Source organism: Agrococcus sp. UYP33, assembly GCF_054060915.1.
On the sequence record NZ_JBSSDR010000002.1, the window covers coordinates 635,036 to 648,410 of the forward strand.

The 13,375-nt window shown below is 72.7% G+C and carries 12 protein-coding genes; 7 read left to right on the forward strand and 5 right to left on the reverse strand.

Annotated features, from left to right (window positions below; genetic code table 11):
• Nucleotides 1–17: 17 nt before the first annotated feature.
• On the reverse strand, nucleotides 18–485 hold the full coding sequence (locus tag ACVWW9_RS13365; protein ID WP_456515888.1) for a peroxiredoxin: 468 nt from the start codon (nucleotides 483–485) through the stop codon (nucleotides 18–20).
• Between the two features lie 119 nt (nucleotides 486–604).
• Here ACVWW9_RS13365 and aceE point away from each other — a divergent pair, with 119 nt between their 5' ends.
• From aceE to ACVWW9_RS13395, 6 genes are all read left to right on the forward strand, one after another.
• Nucleotides 605–3,322 (forward strand): pyruvate dehydrogenase (acetyl-transferring), homodimeric type, encoded by a 2,718-nt coding sequence (gene aceE / locus ACVWW9_RS13370; RefSeq protein WP_354260423.1) that lies wholly within the window; start codon nucleotides 605–607, stop codon nucleotides 3,320–3,322.
• Nucleotides 3,323–3,408: 86 nt separating this feature from the next.
• Nucleotides 3,409–4,572, forward strand: a complete 1,164-nt coding sequence (locus ACVWW9_RS13375) for a PucR family transcriptional regulator (protein ID WP_456515889.1) — start codon at nucleotides 3,409–3,411, stop codon at nucleotides 4,570–4,572.
• Nucleotides 4,573–4,577: 5 nt separating this feature from the next.
• The gene (locus tag ACVWW9_RS13380; RefSeq protein WP_456515890.1) at nucleotides 4,578–5,498 is read left to right on the forward strand and encodes an ACP S-malonyltransferase; all 921 of its coding nucleotides are present in this window, start codon (nucleotides 4,578–4,580) and stop codon (nucleotides 5,496–5,498) included.
• Between the two features lie 5 nt (nucleotides 5,499–5,503).
• On the forward strand, nucleotides 5,504–6,490 hold the full coding sequence (locus ACVWW9_RS13385) for a beta-ketoacyl-ACP synthase III (protein WP_354260419.1): 987 nt from the start codon (nucleotides 5,504–5,506) through the stop codon (nucleotides 6,488–6,490).
• 36 nt (nucleotides 6,491–6,526) lie between these two features.
• A complete protein-coding gene (locus tag ACVWW9_RS13390; protein ID WP_123698076.1) occupies nucleotides 6,527–6,778 on the forward strand; it encodes an acyl carrier protein in 252 nt (83 codons plus the stop codon).
• A 64-nt stretch (nucleotides 6,779–6,842) separates the two neighbouring features.
• On the forward strand, nucleotides 6,843–8,078 hold the full coding sequence (locus ACVWW9_RS13395) for a beta-ketoacyl-[acyl-carrier-protein] synthase family protein (RefSeq protein ID WP_456515891.1): 1,236 nt from the start codon (nucleotides 6,843–6,845) through the stop codon (nucleotides 8,076–8,078).
• A gap of 120 nt (nucleotides 8,079–8,198) precedes the next feature.
• On the opposite strand, the gene ACVWW9_RS13400 is transcribed toward ACVWW9_RS13395, so the two are convergent.
• From ACVWW9_RS13400 to ACVWW9_RS13410, 3 genes are all read right to left on the reverse strand, one after another.
• A complete protein-coding gene (locus ACVWW9_RS13400; RefSeq protein WP_456515892.1) occupies nucleotides 8,199–8,726 on the reverse strand; it encodes a DUF3145 family protein in 528 nt (175 codons plus the stop codon).
• Between the two features lie 107 nt (nucleotides 8,727–8,833).
• Nucleotides 8,834–10,474, reverse strand: coding sequence for a DUF222 domain-containing protein (locus tag ACVWW9_RS13405; protein ID WP_456515893.1), 1,641 nt, complete (start codon nucleotides 10,472–10,474; stop codon nucleotides 8,834–8,836).
• A gap of 86 nt (nucleotides 10,475–10,560) precedes the next feature.
• Entirely contained in the window at nucleotides 10,561–11,385 is an 825-nt protein-coding gene (locus tag ACVWW9_RS13410) for a DUF1684 domain-containing protein (RefSeq protein WP_456515894.1), read from the reverse strand.
• Between the two features lie 70 nt (nucleotides 11,386–11,455).
• Between ACVWW9_RS13410 and ACVWW9_RS13415 the strand changes: the two genes are divergently transcribed.
• The gene (locus ACVWW9_RS13415) at nucleotides 11,456–12,292 is read left to right on the forward strand and encodes an LLM class flavin-dependent oxidoreductase (protein ID WP_456515895.1); all 837 of its coding nucleotides are present in this window, start codon (nucleotides 11,456–11,458) and stop codon (nucleotides 12,290–12,292) included.
• On the opposite strand, the gene ACVWW9_RS13420 is transcribed toward ACVWW9_RS13415, so the two are convergent.
• Nucleotides 12,289–13,365 carry an alanine racemase gene (locus ACVWW9_RS13420; RefSeq protein WP_456515896.1) on the reverse strand — a complete coding sequence of 359 codons (1,077 nt, stop codon included), beginning with the start codon at nucleotides 13,363–13,365 and terminating at the stop codon, nucleotides 12,289–12,291. The genes ACVWW9_RS13415 and ACVWW9_RS13420 overlap by 4 nt on opposite strands.
• Between the last annotated feature and the right edge of the window lie 10 nt (nucleotides 13,366–13,375).

Sequence of the window (13,375 nt, forward strand, 5' to 3'; positions counted from 1 at the left end):
CGGCGCTCGGCGTGCCGCTAGGCGACGCCGGCGAGCGCCTCGCGGTACGCGTCCATGTCGCGCGACGCCGACGGGCTCACGCGGAAGTGCGCCGCGATCCTGCCCTCGCGGTCGATGACGTAGGTGGCGCGCGTCGCCGTGCCGCGCTCCGGGAGGAACGCGTCGTAGGCCTGCGCGACGGCGCCGTGCGGCCAGAAGTCGCTCAGCAGCCGGAACGACAGCCCCTCCTGCTCGGCGAAGACGCGCAGCGATGCGGCAGTGTCGACCGAGATGGCGAGCACCTCGGCGTCCGCGTCCTCGAACGCGGCGAGCTCGTCGCGGATCGCGCACAGCTCTCCCGTGCAGCGGCCGGTGAACGCCGCGGGGTAGAAGACGAGCACGACCGGGTGGCCGCGCAGGGCCGACAGCGTGACCGCCTCGCCGGTGTGGTCGGTGAGGGTGAAGTCGGGCGCCTCGGCGCCGATCTGGAGCGCATCCTGTGCCATGCATCCCATCGTGCCAGAGCCGACGGCGGCACTGCGATGGATGCACGCCGCGGTCGATAGGGTGGATGCTCGGGCGCGCGCACCCAGGCCGCCGCGAGATATCGACGTCAGGAGCATCGGTGCTGAACGACCAGGACCCCTACTCGGGCCACACGGACGACGTGGACCCCAGCGAGACCGCTGAGTGGCAGGAGTCGCTGTCGCAGCTCGTCGCGGCCAATGGCCACGAGCGCGGCCGCGAGATCATGCTCAGCCTGCTCAAGCGCTCCAAGGAGCTGCACCTGGGCGTGCCGATGGTGCCGACGACCGACTACATCAACACGATCGCGCCCGAGAACGAGCCGGAGTTCCCCGGCGACGAGGCGATCGAGCGCACGTACCGCCGCTGGATCCGCTGGAACGCGGCCATCATGGTGCACCGCGCGCAGGCGCCCGGCATCGGCGTCGGCGGCCACATCTCGACCTACGCGTCGTCGGCTGCCCTCTACGAGGTCGGCCTCAACCACTTCTTCCGCGGCCAGGACCACCCGGGCGGCGGCGACCAGATCTTCTACCAGGGCCACGCCTCCCCCGGCATGTACGCCCGCGCCTTCCTCGAGGGCCGCCTGAGCGAGAACCAGATGGACGCGTTCCGCCAGGAGAAGTCGAAGGCGCCGAACGGCATCCCCTCCTACCCGCACCCGCGGATGATGCCCGACTTCTGGCAGTTCCCGACCGTCTCGATGGGCCTCGGCCCGATCGACGCCATCTACCAGGCGCAGGCGAACCGCTACCTCGCGAACCGCGGCATCAAGGACGTCGCCGACTCGCAGGTGTGGGCGTTCCTCGGCGACGGCGAGATGGACGAGGTCGAGTCGCGCGGCGCGCTCCAGCTCGCGGCGAACGACGGCCTCGACAACCTGAACTTCGTCATCAACGCCAACCTCCAGCGCCTCGACGGCCCGGTGCGCGGCAACGGCAAGATCATCCAGGAGCTCGAGTCGTTCTTCCGCGGCGCGGGCTGGAACGTCATCAAGGTCGTCTGGGGCCGCGAGTGGGACTCGCTGCTCGAGAACGACCACGACGGCGCGCTCCGCAACCTCATGAACGTCACGCCCGACGGCGACTACCAGACGTACAAGGCGGAGTCCGGCCTGTTCGTGCGCGAGCACTTCTTCGGCCGCGACCCGCGCACGCTCGAGATGGTCAAGCACATGACCGACGACGAGATCTGGAGCATGAAGCGCGGCGGCCACGACTACCGCAAGGTGTACGCCGCCTACAAGGCAGCCGCCGAGCACAAGGGCCAGCCGACTGTCATCATCGCGAAGACGATCAAGGGCTACGGCCTCGGCAAGTCCTTCGAGGCGCGCAACGCGACGCACCAGATGAAGAAGCTGACGATCGACGACCTGAAGACGTTCCGCGACTACCTGCAGCTCGACATCTCGGACAAGCAGCTCGACGCCGACCCGTACAACCCGCCGTACTTCAACCCGGGCACCGAGTCGCCGGAGATCCAGTACCTGCTGGAGCGCCGCCGCGAGCTGGGCGGCTTCACGCCGGAGCGCCGCTCGAAGCACACGATCATCCCGCTGCCCGAGGCGAAGACCTACGACATGCCCAAGAAGGGCTCGGGCAAGCAGCAGGTCGCCACCACGATGGCGTTCGTCCGCCTGCTCAAGGACCTGCTCCGCGACAAGGGCTGGGGCGAGCGGATCGTGCCGATCATCCCCGACGAGGCGCGCACCTTCGGCATCGACGCGTTCTTCCCGACGGCGAAGATCTACAACCCGCACGGCCAGAACTACACGTCGGTCGACCGCGACCTGCTGCTGAAGTACCGCGAGGCGCCCGACGGGCAGATCGTGCACGTCGGCATCAACGAGGCCGGCGCCATGGCGGCGTTCATCGCCGCCGGGTCGTCGTACTCGACGCACGGCGAGCCGCTCGTGCCGATCTACGTCTTCTACTCGATGTTCGGCTTCCAGCGCACCGGCGACTCGATCTGGGCGGCAGCCGACCAGATGACGCGCGGCTTCCTCATCGGCGCCACCGCGGGCCGCACGACGCTCGCGGGCGAGGGCACGCAGCACGCCGACGGCCACTCGCCGCTCATCGCGTCGACGAACCCCGCCGTGCTCGCGTACGACCCGGCATACGGCTACGAGATCGCGCACCTGACCCAGATGGGTCTCGAGCGGATGTACGGCGACAGCCCCGAGGACATCATCATGTACCTCACCGTCTACAACGAGCCCTACGTGCAGCCGGCCGAGCCCGAGGGCGTCGACGTCGAGGGCATCCGCCGCGGCATCCACCGCGTCTCGGTGAGCGACCACCACCCGATCAAGGTGCAGCTGCTCGGCTCCGGCGTGGCGCTGCCGTGGCTCCACCACGCGCAGGAGCTGCTCGGCAGCGACTGGGGCATCTCGGCCGACATCTGGTCGGTCACGTCGTGGAGCGAGCTGCGCCGCGACGGCCTCGCCGCCGACGAGCACAACTGGATGCACCCGCAGGACCACGCGAAGGTCCCGTACGTCACCCAGCGCCTGTCCGAGGCGGAGGGCCCGTTCATCGCGACGAGCGACTACATGCGCGCCGTGCCCGACCAGATCCGCGAGTGGGTGCCCGGCGACTACGCGACGCTCGGCGCCGACGGCTTCGGCTTCGCCGACACCCGTGCCGCTGCCCGCCGCTTCTTCACGATCGACAGCCACTCGGTGGTCGTCCGCGCCCTCGAGGCGCTCGCGAAGCAGGGCAAGGTGCCGCTCGGCATGGTCATGCAGGCGATCGACAAGTACAGCCTCCACGACGTGAACGCCGGCCAGTCGGGCAACGCCGGCGGCGAGTCCTAGGGCCGGCGCTGTCCGCCGAGGCGGAGCTCAAGGCGCAGCAGCTCGCGTGGCTGCGGCGCACCTCGGGCGACCTCGCGACGCAGGTGATGCGGGCGCTCGACGACCGGCTGCCCTGGTACCGCACGATGCCGCCGTCGCGGCGGAGCGCGGTCGGGCTCGTCGCGCAGTCGGGCATCACCTCGTTCATCGCGTGGCACGAGGATCCTGAGGCGCAGCCTTGGATCGCCGCCGACGTCTTCGCGGCGGCGCCCAGGGAGCTGTTGCGCAGCGTGAGCCTGCAGCAGACGCTGCAGCTCATCCGCACCGTCGTGTCGGTCTTCGAGGAGCGGATCGGCGACGCCGACCCCGTGATGCGGGAGCCGATCCTGCGGTACTCCCGCGAGATCGCCTTCGCGGCGGCCGACGTCTACGCTCGCGCAGCCGAGTCGCGCGGCCTCTGGGACGCGCGGCTCGAGGCGCTCGTCGTCGACTCGATCCTCACGGGCGAGCACGACGACGAGCTGCCGAGCCGCTCCGCCGCGCTCGGTTGGCACGGCCGCGGCGAGTGCGCCGTGCTCGTCGGCACCGCGCCGCGCGTGCTCGACGTCGACGTCATCCGCCGTCGAGCGCGGCATGCCGGATGCGACGTGCTCGTCGGCGTGCAGGGCACCCGGCTCGTCGTCGTGATCGGCCGCGCCGCCGCCGAGACCGAGGACGCGGCCGAGGAGCCCATCGCGTTCCTCGCGATCGCGGGTGAGCTCTCCGAGGCGTTCGGCGAGGGCCACCTCGTGCTGGGGCCGGTGGTGCCGAGCATCGTCGAGGCGGCGCGGAGCGCGAAGGCGGCCCTCGCGGGCTTCGCCGTCGCCGACGCGTGGCGGCGAACGCCGCGGCCCGTGCGTGCCGACGACCTGCTGCCGGAGCGGGCGCTCGCGGGCGACCCCCTCGCCCGCCAGGAGCTCGTGCGCGGCGTCTACCAGCCGCTCCGCGACCACTCGAGCGACCTCCTCGCGACGCTCGCCTGCTACCTCGACACGGGCCGCTCGCTCGAGGCGACCGCCCGCGAGCTCTTCGTGCACCCGAACACCGTGCGGTACCGCCTGAAGCGCATCAGCGAGATCATCGGCTGGGACGCGACCGGTGCGCGCGAGGCGCTCGCCCTCCACACCGCGATCATCCTCGGCTCGATCCACGACGCGTCGCGCGAGCGCACGCAGCGCGGCGCCGCCTCGACCCGGCATGCAAGCCGGGGCAGGTCCCCAGTGGAAGGATGAACGACGTGATCGTGATCGTCGCCCCCGGACAGGGCTCGCAGAAGCCAGGCTTCCTCGCTCCGTGGCTCGAGCTGCCGGGCGTGCCCGAGCGGCTCGGCGCGCTCGGCGAGGCCGCCGGCATCGACCTCGTCGAGCACGGCACGGTGAGCGACGCCGACACCATCCGCGACACGCTCGTGGCGCAGCCGCTGATCGTCGCGGCGGGCATCCTCGCCCTCGACGCGCTCGGCGACCGCGCACGGCTCGCCGGTGGCGTCGCCGGCCACTCCGTCGGCGAGATCACCGCCGCGGTCGCCGCCGGCGTGCTGAGCGCCGAGGACGCGATGGCGCTCGTCGGCGAGCGCGCCCGCGCGATGGCGGACGCCGCTGCCGCGACCCCGACCGGCATGGCCGCCGTGCTGGGCGCCGACGAGGCAGCCCTCGAGGCCCGGCTCGCCGAGCTCGGGCTCGAGCCCGCGAACTACAACGGCGGCGGCCAGATCGTCGTCGCCGGCGCCGTCGATGCGCTCGCCGCACTCGCGGAGGCGCCGCCCGAGCGCGCGCGGGTCATCCCGCTGCAGACGGCCGGCGCGTTCCACACCGGCTACATGGCGCCCGCGGTCGAGCGCTTCCGCGCCGCGGCCGCCGCCACGGCGACGAGCGACCCGACCACGACGCTCTGGACGAACCGGGACGGCAGCGCCGTCGCATCCGGCGCCGACTTCCTCGAGCTGATCGTCGGGCAGGTCTCGAGCCCCGTGCGCTGGGACCGCTGCATGGCGGCGTTCCAGGATGCGGGCGTGACGGGCATCGTCGAGCTCGCGCCCGCGGGCGCCCTCATCGGGCTCGCGAAGCGCGGCCTGCGCGGCGTGCCGTCCGTCGGCATCACCATCCCTGACGACCTGGACGCAGCCGTGGCGCTGCTGGAGAGCGGAGCCGCAGCATGACCAGGATGACGAGCCTCCCCACCCGCGCCGGCGCGCGCATCCTCGCCGTGGGAGCCGCCCGCGGCGACCTCGTGGTGCCGAACGAGGACCTCATCGGCCCCATCGACTCGTCGGACGAGTGGATCCGGCAGCGCACGGGCATCATCAGCCGCGTCCGCGCGTCCGAGGGCATCGAGGCCGTCGACCTCGCCGAGACGGCGTCGCGCGAGGCGCTCGAGCGCGCAGGCATCGATGCCTCCCGCATCGACGCCGTCGTCGTCTCGACGATCAGCAACACCGTGCAGACGCCGTCGATGGCCGCGCTGCTCACCGAGCGGCTCGGTGCGACGCCCGCGCCGGCGTTCGACATCTCGGCGGCGTGCGCAGGCTACGCCTACGGCGTCGCGCAGGCCGACGCGCTCGTGCGCAGCGGCATGGCCGAGCACGTGCTCGTGGTGGGCGTCGAGAAGCTCTCCGAGATCGTCGACCCGACCGACCGCTCGATCAGCTTCCTGCTGGGCGACGGCGCCGGCGCCGTCGTCATCGGCCCGTCCGACGAGCCGGGCATCAGCCCCTCCGTCTGGGGCTCCGACGGCTCGCAGTGGGACACCATCCGCATGACGAACCCGCTCGGCTCGATGCGCGAGGGCGCCGCCTGGCCGACGCTGCGGCAGGACGGCCAGAAGGTCTTCCGCTGGGCCGTCTGGGAGATGGCCAAGAAGGCGCGGGAGGCGCTCGACGCCGCCGGCATCGAGCCCGGCGACCTCGCCGCATTCATCCCGCACCAGGCGAACATGCGCATCATCGACGAGTTCGCGAAGCAGCTGCAGCTGCCCGACTCGGTCGCGATCGCGCGCGACATCGCCACTACCGGCAACACCTCGGCGGCCTCGATCCCGCTCGCGATGCACCGCCTGCTCGAGGAGCAGCCGGAGCTCTCGGGCGGCCTCGCGCTGCAGATCGGCTTCGGCGCGGGCCTCGTGTACGGCGCCCAGGTCGTCGTCCTCCCCTAGACTTCAACCCGTCCACCAGACAGAAGGAGACACCCGATGGCATTCACCAAGGACGAGGTCCTGGCAGGGCTCGCCGACCTCGTGAACGACGAGACCGGCATCGCGACCGAGAACGTGCAGATGGAGAAGTCGTTCACCGACGACCTCGACATCGACTCGATCTCGATGATGACGATCGTCGTGAACGCCGAGGAGAAGTTCGACGTCAAGATCCCCGATGACGAGGTCAAGAACCTCAAGACCGTGCAGGACGCGGTCGACTACATCACCGGCGCGCAGGCGGCCTGAGCCTTCGCTGCGACACGCGTGCGGCCGGGCGACCGGCCGCACGCGCCATCTACGGAGGGATCCCATGACGCACAAGATCGTCATCACCGGCATCGGCGCGACGTCGCCGCTGGGCGGCACAGCGCGCGCCAGCTGGGACGCGCTCCTCGCCGGCGAGTCCGGCACGAGCACGCTCGAGCACGACTGGGTCGCGAAGTACGAGCTGCCCGTCACCTTCGCCGCGCAGGCGAAGGTGCGCCCCGACACGGTGCTGGAGCGCCCGGTCGCGAAGCGCCTCGACCCGTCGAGCCAGTTCGCGCTCGTCGCGGCGAAGGAGGCGTGGGCCGACGCCGGCTCCCCCGAGCTCGACCCTGAGCGCCTCGGCGTCGACTTCGCCACTGGCATCGGCGGCCTCTGGACGCTGCTGGACGCGTGGGACACGCTGCGCGAGAAGGGCCCGCGCCGCGTCATGCCGATGACGGTGCCCATGCTCATGCCGAACGCGCCGTCCGCCGCGATCTCGATGCACTTCGAGGCGCGCGCCTACGCCCAGACCGTCGCCTCCGCGTGCGCGTCGAGCACCGAGGCGCTCGTGCACGCGTACGCGCACCTGCAGGAGGGCCTCGCCGACGTGGTCATCGCGGGCGGCAGCGAGTCGGCCATCCACCCGATGACGCTCGCCGCGTTCGCCTCGATGCAGGCGCTCTCGCGCCGCAACGACGACCCGGCGACGGCATCCCGCCCCTACGACATCACTCGCGACGGCTTCGTCATGGGCGAGGGCGCGGCTGCGCTCGTGCTCGAGACGGAGGAGCACGCGCTCGCGCGCGGCGCCCGCATCTACGCCGAGCTCGCGGGCGGCGGCGTGACCGCCGACTCGTACCACATCACCGCGCCCGAGCCCGAGGGCCTCGGCGCCAGCCGCGCGGTGGGGCTCGCGCTCTCGGCTGCCGGCGCGACCGCCGACGACGTGACGCACATCAACGCGCACGCGACGTCCACTCCGGTCGGCGACGTGGCCGAGGTGCGCGCGATGCACCGCATCTTCGGCGAGCGCATCCGCGAGATCCCGGTCTCGGCGACGAAGGCGGCGCACGGGCACCTGCTCGGCGGCACCGGAGCGCTCGAGGCCGTCTTCACGACGCTCGCGCTCAACGAGCGCGTCGCTCCCCCGACGATCAACGTCACCGAGCAGGACCCCGAGGCGCCGCTGCGCATCTCGGGCACCCCGATGCCGCTGGGCGACGAGCCGCAGCTGGCGATCTCGAACTCGTTCGGCTTCGGCGGCCACAACGCCGTGATCGCGATCCGCTCGGTCTGACCGACGCAACGCCGAGGGCCCCGCTGTACGCAGCGGGGCCCTCAGCCGTTCGTGGGCGCGTGGTCGACGCGCTGGTCAGACGCGCTGGTCAGCCGACGCGGTGGTCAGCCGACACGGTCGTCAGCCGACACGGTGCAGCCAGATGACGGGCGACGCGTCGGAGGCGTGGCGGTAGGTCTCGAGCTCGCGGTCCCATGCGCCGCCGAGTGCGTCGTCGAGCTCGGCGAGCAGCGCCTTCGGGTCGGTGCCCGCAGCCTCCATCGCGCTGCGGATGCGGTCCTCCGGCACGACCAGTGAGCCGGCTGCGTCGATCCGCCGGGCGGTGATGCCGAGCTCCGGCGTGTGCATCCAGCGCATGCCGTCGCTGCCGGGCGTGGGGTCTTCCGACACCTCGAAGCGCACGTCGCGCCAGCCGGCGAGGGCGCTCGCGATCGCTGCACCGGTGCCGGCGGCGCCGGTCCAGTGCACCTCGGTGCGCTCCAGGCCGGGCGCGACGGGCTGCGGCTGCCAGACGAAGCGGAGCGCGTCGCCGACGGCATGCCCGACAGCCCACTCGAGGTGGGTGCGCATGGCGCGCGGGGACGCGTGGATCCAGACGACCCCCGTCGTGGATGCGGGACGTCGTCTGAGCGTATTCGCGGCAGTCATCGTCTCTCCCTCGTTCGATGCGACTTCCCCATCGGTCGAACGAGCGTTGACGACGTGACGAGTCTGCCACAGCCCGCTGATGAGTGACAACCGTGTGATTCCGCGGCTCAGAAGGGAGCCGGCGGCCCGAGCACGTGCGTGCCCTCGGCCGTCCAGACACCGAGCGAGTCGGGCGGCAGCGGCGGCGGGGACGCGTCGGGATCCGGTGGAAGGCCCGCGAGCATCCGGTCGCGGTCGGCGGCCATGCGATCGACCGCCTCCTGTGTGCGGCGGCGGCGCTCCGCGCGCGTCTCCGTCGACGGCGGGCTGCGCCGCGGCGTGTCGGTGAAGACGGGCCCGATCGGCTCCGGCACGTCCGTGATGACCCGCCCGATGGGTGAGGTCCACTCGAACACGCCGCCGGGCAGCTGCCGCACCGCCCAGCGGGAGTCGTGCTTGAGCGTGTGGCAGTTGCGGCAGAGGTGACCGAGGTTGCCGAGGGTCGTCGTGCCGCCCTTCGCCCAGTCGATGGTGTGGTCGACATCGGAGCGGAGCGCTGGTCTCGCGCAGCCGGGGCCGCGGCAGCCGCCGTCGCGGGCTTGCAGCCAGAGCCTCTGCTGCCGCGGCACGCGGTAGGTGTCGACCGTGACCGCGACGCCGGTGACGGGGTCGGTGAACAGCCGCTCCCAGACCGACGCGGTGCCGGCGATGCGGCGGGCCGTGTCGCGGTCGACGAGCACCTTGCCATCGAGCGACGCCGGGAAATCGAGCGCCCGCAGCGCAGGGTCTTGGCCATCGTCGTCGAGCAGCGTCGTCGCCGGGATGAGGATCGAGACGTGCGCCGTGATCGGCGAGACGCCATGGAGGTCCTCGGGGACGACGCCGGCGAGCATCAGCTCCTGGAACGCGTCGGCGCGGAACTGGTCGAACGTGCGCGCATCGTCCTTCGGCTTGCCGCGCGCGGCCTGCGTGAGCCGGTCGAGGATCGCCGTCCCCTCGAGCATCGGCACCCGTGCGACGATGTCGCCCATGCCATCGCCCGCATCGAACAGCTCGACCCGGCGCTGCTGCCTGGCGGCGTCGTGGCGCACCTGCAGCGGCTCGCTGAGCACCTCGTTCACGATCCGCTTCGCACGCGCGCGCAGCTCGCTCGTGCTCGAGCGCTCCGCGACCGCCACGAGCGCCTCGACCACGCGCGCCCGCTGCCCGGCATCGACGCCAGGGTCGAGCCGCGCCGCGCGCGTCTCGGACTCGATCACCCGGAGGTGCGCGGTGGTGATCCGTCCTGCGGAGGCCGCCTCGTGCGCCGCCGGCAGCTCCGTGACGATCGTCCACGCCTGGGTCATCCGCTGCTGCATCCCGCCGGTCGTGAGGCCGACCTCGACCGCCGCGAACGACGCCAGCTCCTTGACCTTCGGGCCGGCGTCACCGGGCAGGTCGAGCACCCGCTGCATGTGCTCGGCCATGAGCGCACGCCGCGACCCCTCCACCCGCGCCGACTGCGTCTCGAGGGCCCGCATCCGCGTCGCGAACTCGTCGTCGAGCCGCAGCCGCTCCTGCGCCGGCGACTCCGGCTCCCGACGCAGCGGCGGCAGGTCGGCACCCGCCTCGACCTCGTCGGGCGTCATCGCCATGATGCGCGCCGTCAGCTCACGGTCGAACGCGTCGAGCGACGCCTGCAGCTCGTCGGCGGTCTGCCCATAGGGGTCGAGCGCACCCGCGCGGACGGCTGCGATGTAGCCCTCTGCGTCGATGCCCCAGTCGTCCATGTGCGCATCACACCATGGGCCACTGACATGGGCCACGGACATGGCGCCCATGCTCTGGACAGGTCGGGATGCGCTCTGCCGGCGGTCTACGGCTGCGCGAACCTCGGTCGCTGCTCCCCCGCCCGGATGGCGATGGCGAGGCGGTTGCCGGCGGGCGGCAGCGGGCAGTTGAAGAGGTCGCTCATCGCGCAGGGCGGCACGATCGCCCGGTTGAAGTCGAGCACGACGGTGCCGTCGTGGCGTGGCTTCACGAAGAGGAAGCGGCCGACGTCATACGTCTCGTCTCCGGTCGTGGCGTCGGCGAAGACGATCTGCAGGCTGTCGCCGTCGGGCAGCGCGAGCAGCTCGATCTCGGCGCCCTCGTGCTCGAAGCGGATGCGTCCGGGCGATACCGCCTGGCGCAGCGAGCCGCCGCGCGACTTCTCGTACTCGAAGCCCACACCGCCCTCGACGGCCTCGAACGTGCCCTGCTTCACCCACGCGGGGTCGTACGGGTAGGCGTCGATGCCCTGGAAGCCGCGCTCCTCGGCGGCGTCGGCGTCCCACACCTGCAGCGCGAAGCGGCCGTGGAAGTCGGGCCCGATGGCGAACGCCGTGCGCCGGTCGTCGAAGCGCACGGAGCTCGGCGTCATCGAGTCGTGGCCGTAGACGATCGCGGCCCCGTCCACCACCTGGCCGTCGACGGTGATCTCGTCTGCGGCATCCGCCGAGACCTGCAGCCCGTCGCCGGCGGGCGATGCCGACCACGCTCCGGGCACGCCGTCGACGGTCGTGGGCTCGGAGATCCAGGCGGTGGCGACGAGTGCGAGCGACCCCTGCGGGGCGCGCACGCTCTGCTCGCGCTTGCGTCGGAATGCCTCGTGCTGCGCGATGGCGGCGTCGTCAGGCGCCGTCTGGGCCGTGTCGCTCATGCACCCCAGCCTAAACGAGGCCCGCCGGGACGACAGCGCACGCGTGGGTGCCGCGTCGTACATTCGACGCATGCATGCAGCACCGACGCTCGGCCTCATCATCCCGCCCGACCAGCCGCCGGAGCGCTTCCTCCCGGTCGCCCGCGCCGCCGAGCAGGCGGGCGTCGACGAGGTCTGGCTGTGGGAGGACTGCTTCGGGCAGTCCGGCACGTCGACCGCCGCCGCGGTGCTCGCCGCGACGGAGCGCATCCGCGTCGGCATCGGGCTCATGCCCGTGCCGCTGCGCAACGTCGCGCTGACCGCGATGGAGATCGCGACGCTCGGGCGGATGTTCCCCGGCCGCCTGCTGCCCGGCATCGGCCACGGCGTGCTCGAGTGGATGGCGCAGGCCGGCGTGCGCGCGCAGTCGCCGCTGACGCTGCTCGCCGAGCAGGCCACCGCGCTGCGCACGCTGCTCGCCGGCGACGAGCTGAGCGTCGAGGGCCGCTACGTGCGGCTCGACCGCGTGCGGCTGCGCTGGCTGCCCGAGCCCGTGCCGCCGCTGCTCATCGGTGGCGGCAAGCCCAAGACGCTCGGGCTCGCGGGCGAGCTCGGCGACGGGGTCATCCTCGCCGGCGATCTCACGCCCGACGCCGATCGCTCGGTGACGCGCGACGCCATCCAGGTGGTGCGCGACGCCCGGGCGGCCGCGGGGCTCGGAGGCGCGTTCGATGTCGTGCAGTTCGCAAGCATCCGCTCGGATGCGTCGGTCGACGAGGTCTCGTCGTTCGCCGCCGCGCTCGGCGAGCTGGGCGTGACGAGCGTGCCGCTCATCGCGCTGGGCCCCGACGGCGAGCCGGAGGCCGGCGACGGCATCCTGCAGCTCGCAGCCACGATCGGCGACGCTGCGCGCGCGCAGGCCAGCTAGCTGTTGCGGCCGCGCGCCGCGACGCGCCACACGGCCGCGGGCTGCGCATCCGTGCCGTGATGGTGCACCGCGAGCTCGTCGACGAGGTTGACGGCGGTGCACACGTGGTTGGGCACGACCCGCACGATGCTGCCGAGCGCGGGCAGCGCCTCGTCGCCCATGTCGACGACGGCGTGGTGCTCGCTCAGCAGCACGATGCGCGCGCCGGGGTGGTCGAGCAGCCGTCCGTGACCGGTGGCCCAGGCCGGGCGGTCGGCGCCCAGCACCTTCGAGCCGGCGTCGAGCACGAGCCGACCGCCGGCGTGCGAGACGACCGTGGCGTGGCAGGTGAGGGCGAGGTCGGTCGCCGGCATGCTGCCGAGCTCCCACTGCTGCGCGTCGCCCAGCACGCCGACCCCGGGTCGCAGCTCGGTCACCGGCGAGTCGATCGCGAGCGCGGCGTCGAAGCTCGGCGTGGAGCCCCCCGAGACCACGCGCGGCGCGATGCCCGCGTCGTGCATCGCCGCGACGGCGACCGTGAGCGCCCGCGCCTCGTCGACGGCGGCCGGATGTCCGGCGCCGGGCGCGTAGGCGTGGCCGGGGAACGCGAAGACGCCTTCGACGTCGAAGCCTGCGCGGGCGGCGGCGATCGCGACGTCGGCCGCGGCCGTCGGGTCGCATCCGGACCGGTGGTGGCCGGCGTCGATCTCGACGCGCACGGCGACGCGACCGGCGAGGCCTCCGCGGGTCAGGCGCTGGACGCCCTCCACCGAGTCGACGCCGACCGCGATGTTCGCGCCGACCGCGGCGAGGTGGCTGAGCCGCGCAGCGCGGTCGGCGTCGACCCAGAGCGGGTAGGCGATGAAGAGGTCGTCGAGGCCGGCGGCCGCGAAGACCTCGGCCTCCCCCACGGTCGCGACCGTGAGCCCGACGGCGCCGGCGGCGAGCTGCATCCGCCCGATCTCGATGCACTTGTGGGTCTTGGCGTGCGGCCGCAGCGCGAGCCCGCGCGCGGTGGCGGCGTCGGCGGTGCGGGCGATGTTCGCCTGCATGCGCTCGAGGTCGACCGAGAGGAACGGCGTGCTCGGGCTCATGCTCCGGAGC

Coding starts and splice junctions, on each gene's coding strand:
- ACVWW9_RS13405 (WP_456515893.1), bottom strand. CDS start 10,474: ATGGACGACTGGGGCATCGACGCAGAGGGCTACATCGCAGCCGTCCGC.
- ACVWW9_RS13415 (WP_456515895.1), top strand. CDS start 11,456: ATGCATGCAGCACCGACGCTCGGCCTCATCATCCCGCCCGACCAGCCG.
- ACVWW9_RS13410 (WP_456515894.1), bottom strand. CDS start 11,385: ATGAGCGACACGGCCCAGACGGCGCCTGACGACGCCGCCATCGCGCAG.
- ACVWW9_RS13365 (WP_456515888.1), bottom strand. CDS start 485: ATGGCACAGGATGCGCTCCAGATCGGCGCCGAGGCGCCCGACTTCACC.
- ACVWW9_RS13400 (WP_456515892.1), bottom strand. CDS start 8,726: ATGACTGCCGCGAATACGCTCAGACGACGTCCCGCATCCACGACGGGG.
- ACVWW9_RS13385 (WP_354260419.1), top strand. CDS start 5,504: ATGACGAGCCTCCCCACCCGCGCCGGCGCGCGCATCCTCGCCGTGGGA.
- ACVWW9_RS13420 (WP_456515896.1), bottom strand. CDS start 13,365: ATGAGCCCGAGCACGCCGTTCCTCTCGGTCGACCTCGAGCGCATGCAG.
- ACVWW9_RS13390 (WP_123698076.1), top strand. CDS start 6,527: ATGGCATTCACCAAGGACGAGGTCCTGGCAGGGCTCGCCGACCTCGTG.
- ACVWW9_RS13375 (WP_456515889.1), top strand. CDS start 3,409: ATGCGGGCGCTCGACGACCGGCTGCCCTGGTACCGCACGATGCCGCCG.
- ACVWW9_RS13395 (WP_456515891.1), top strand. CDS start 6,843: ATGACGCACAAGATCGTCATCACCGGCATCGGCGCGACGTCGCCGCTG.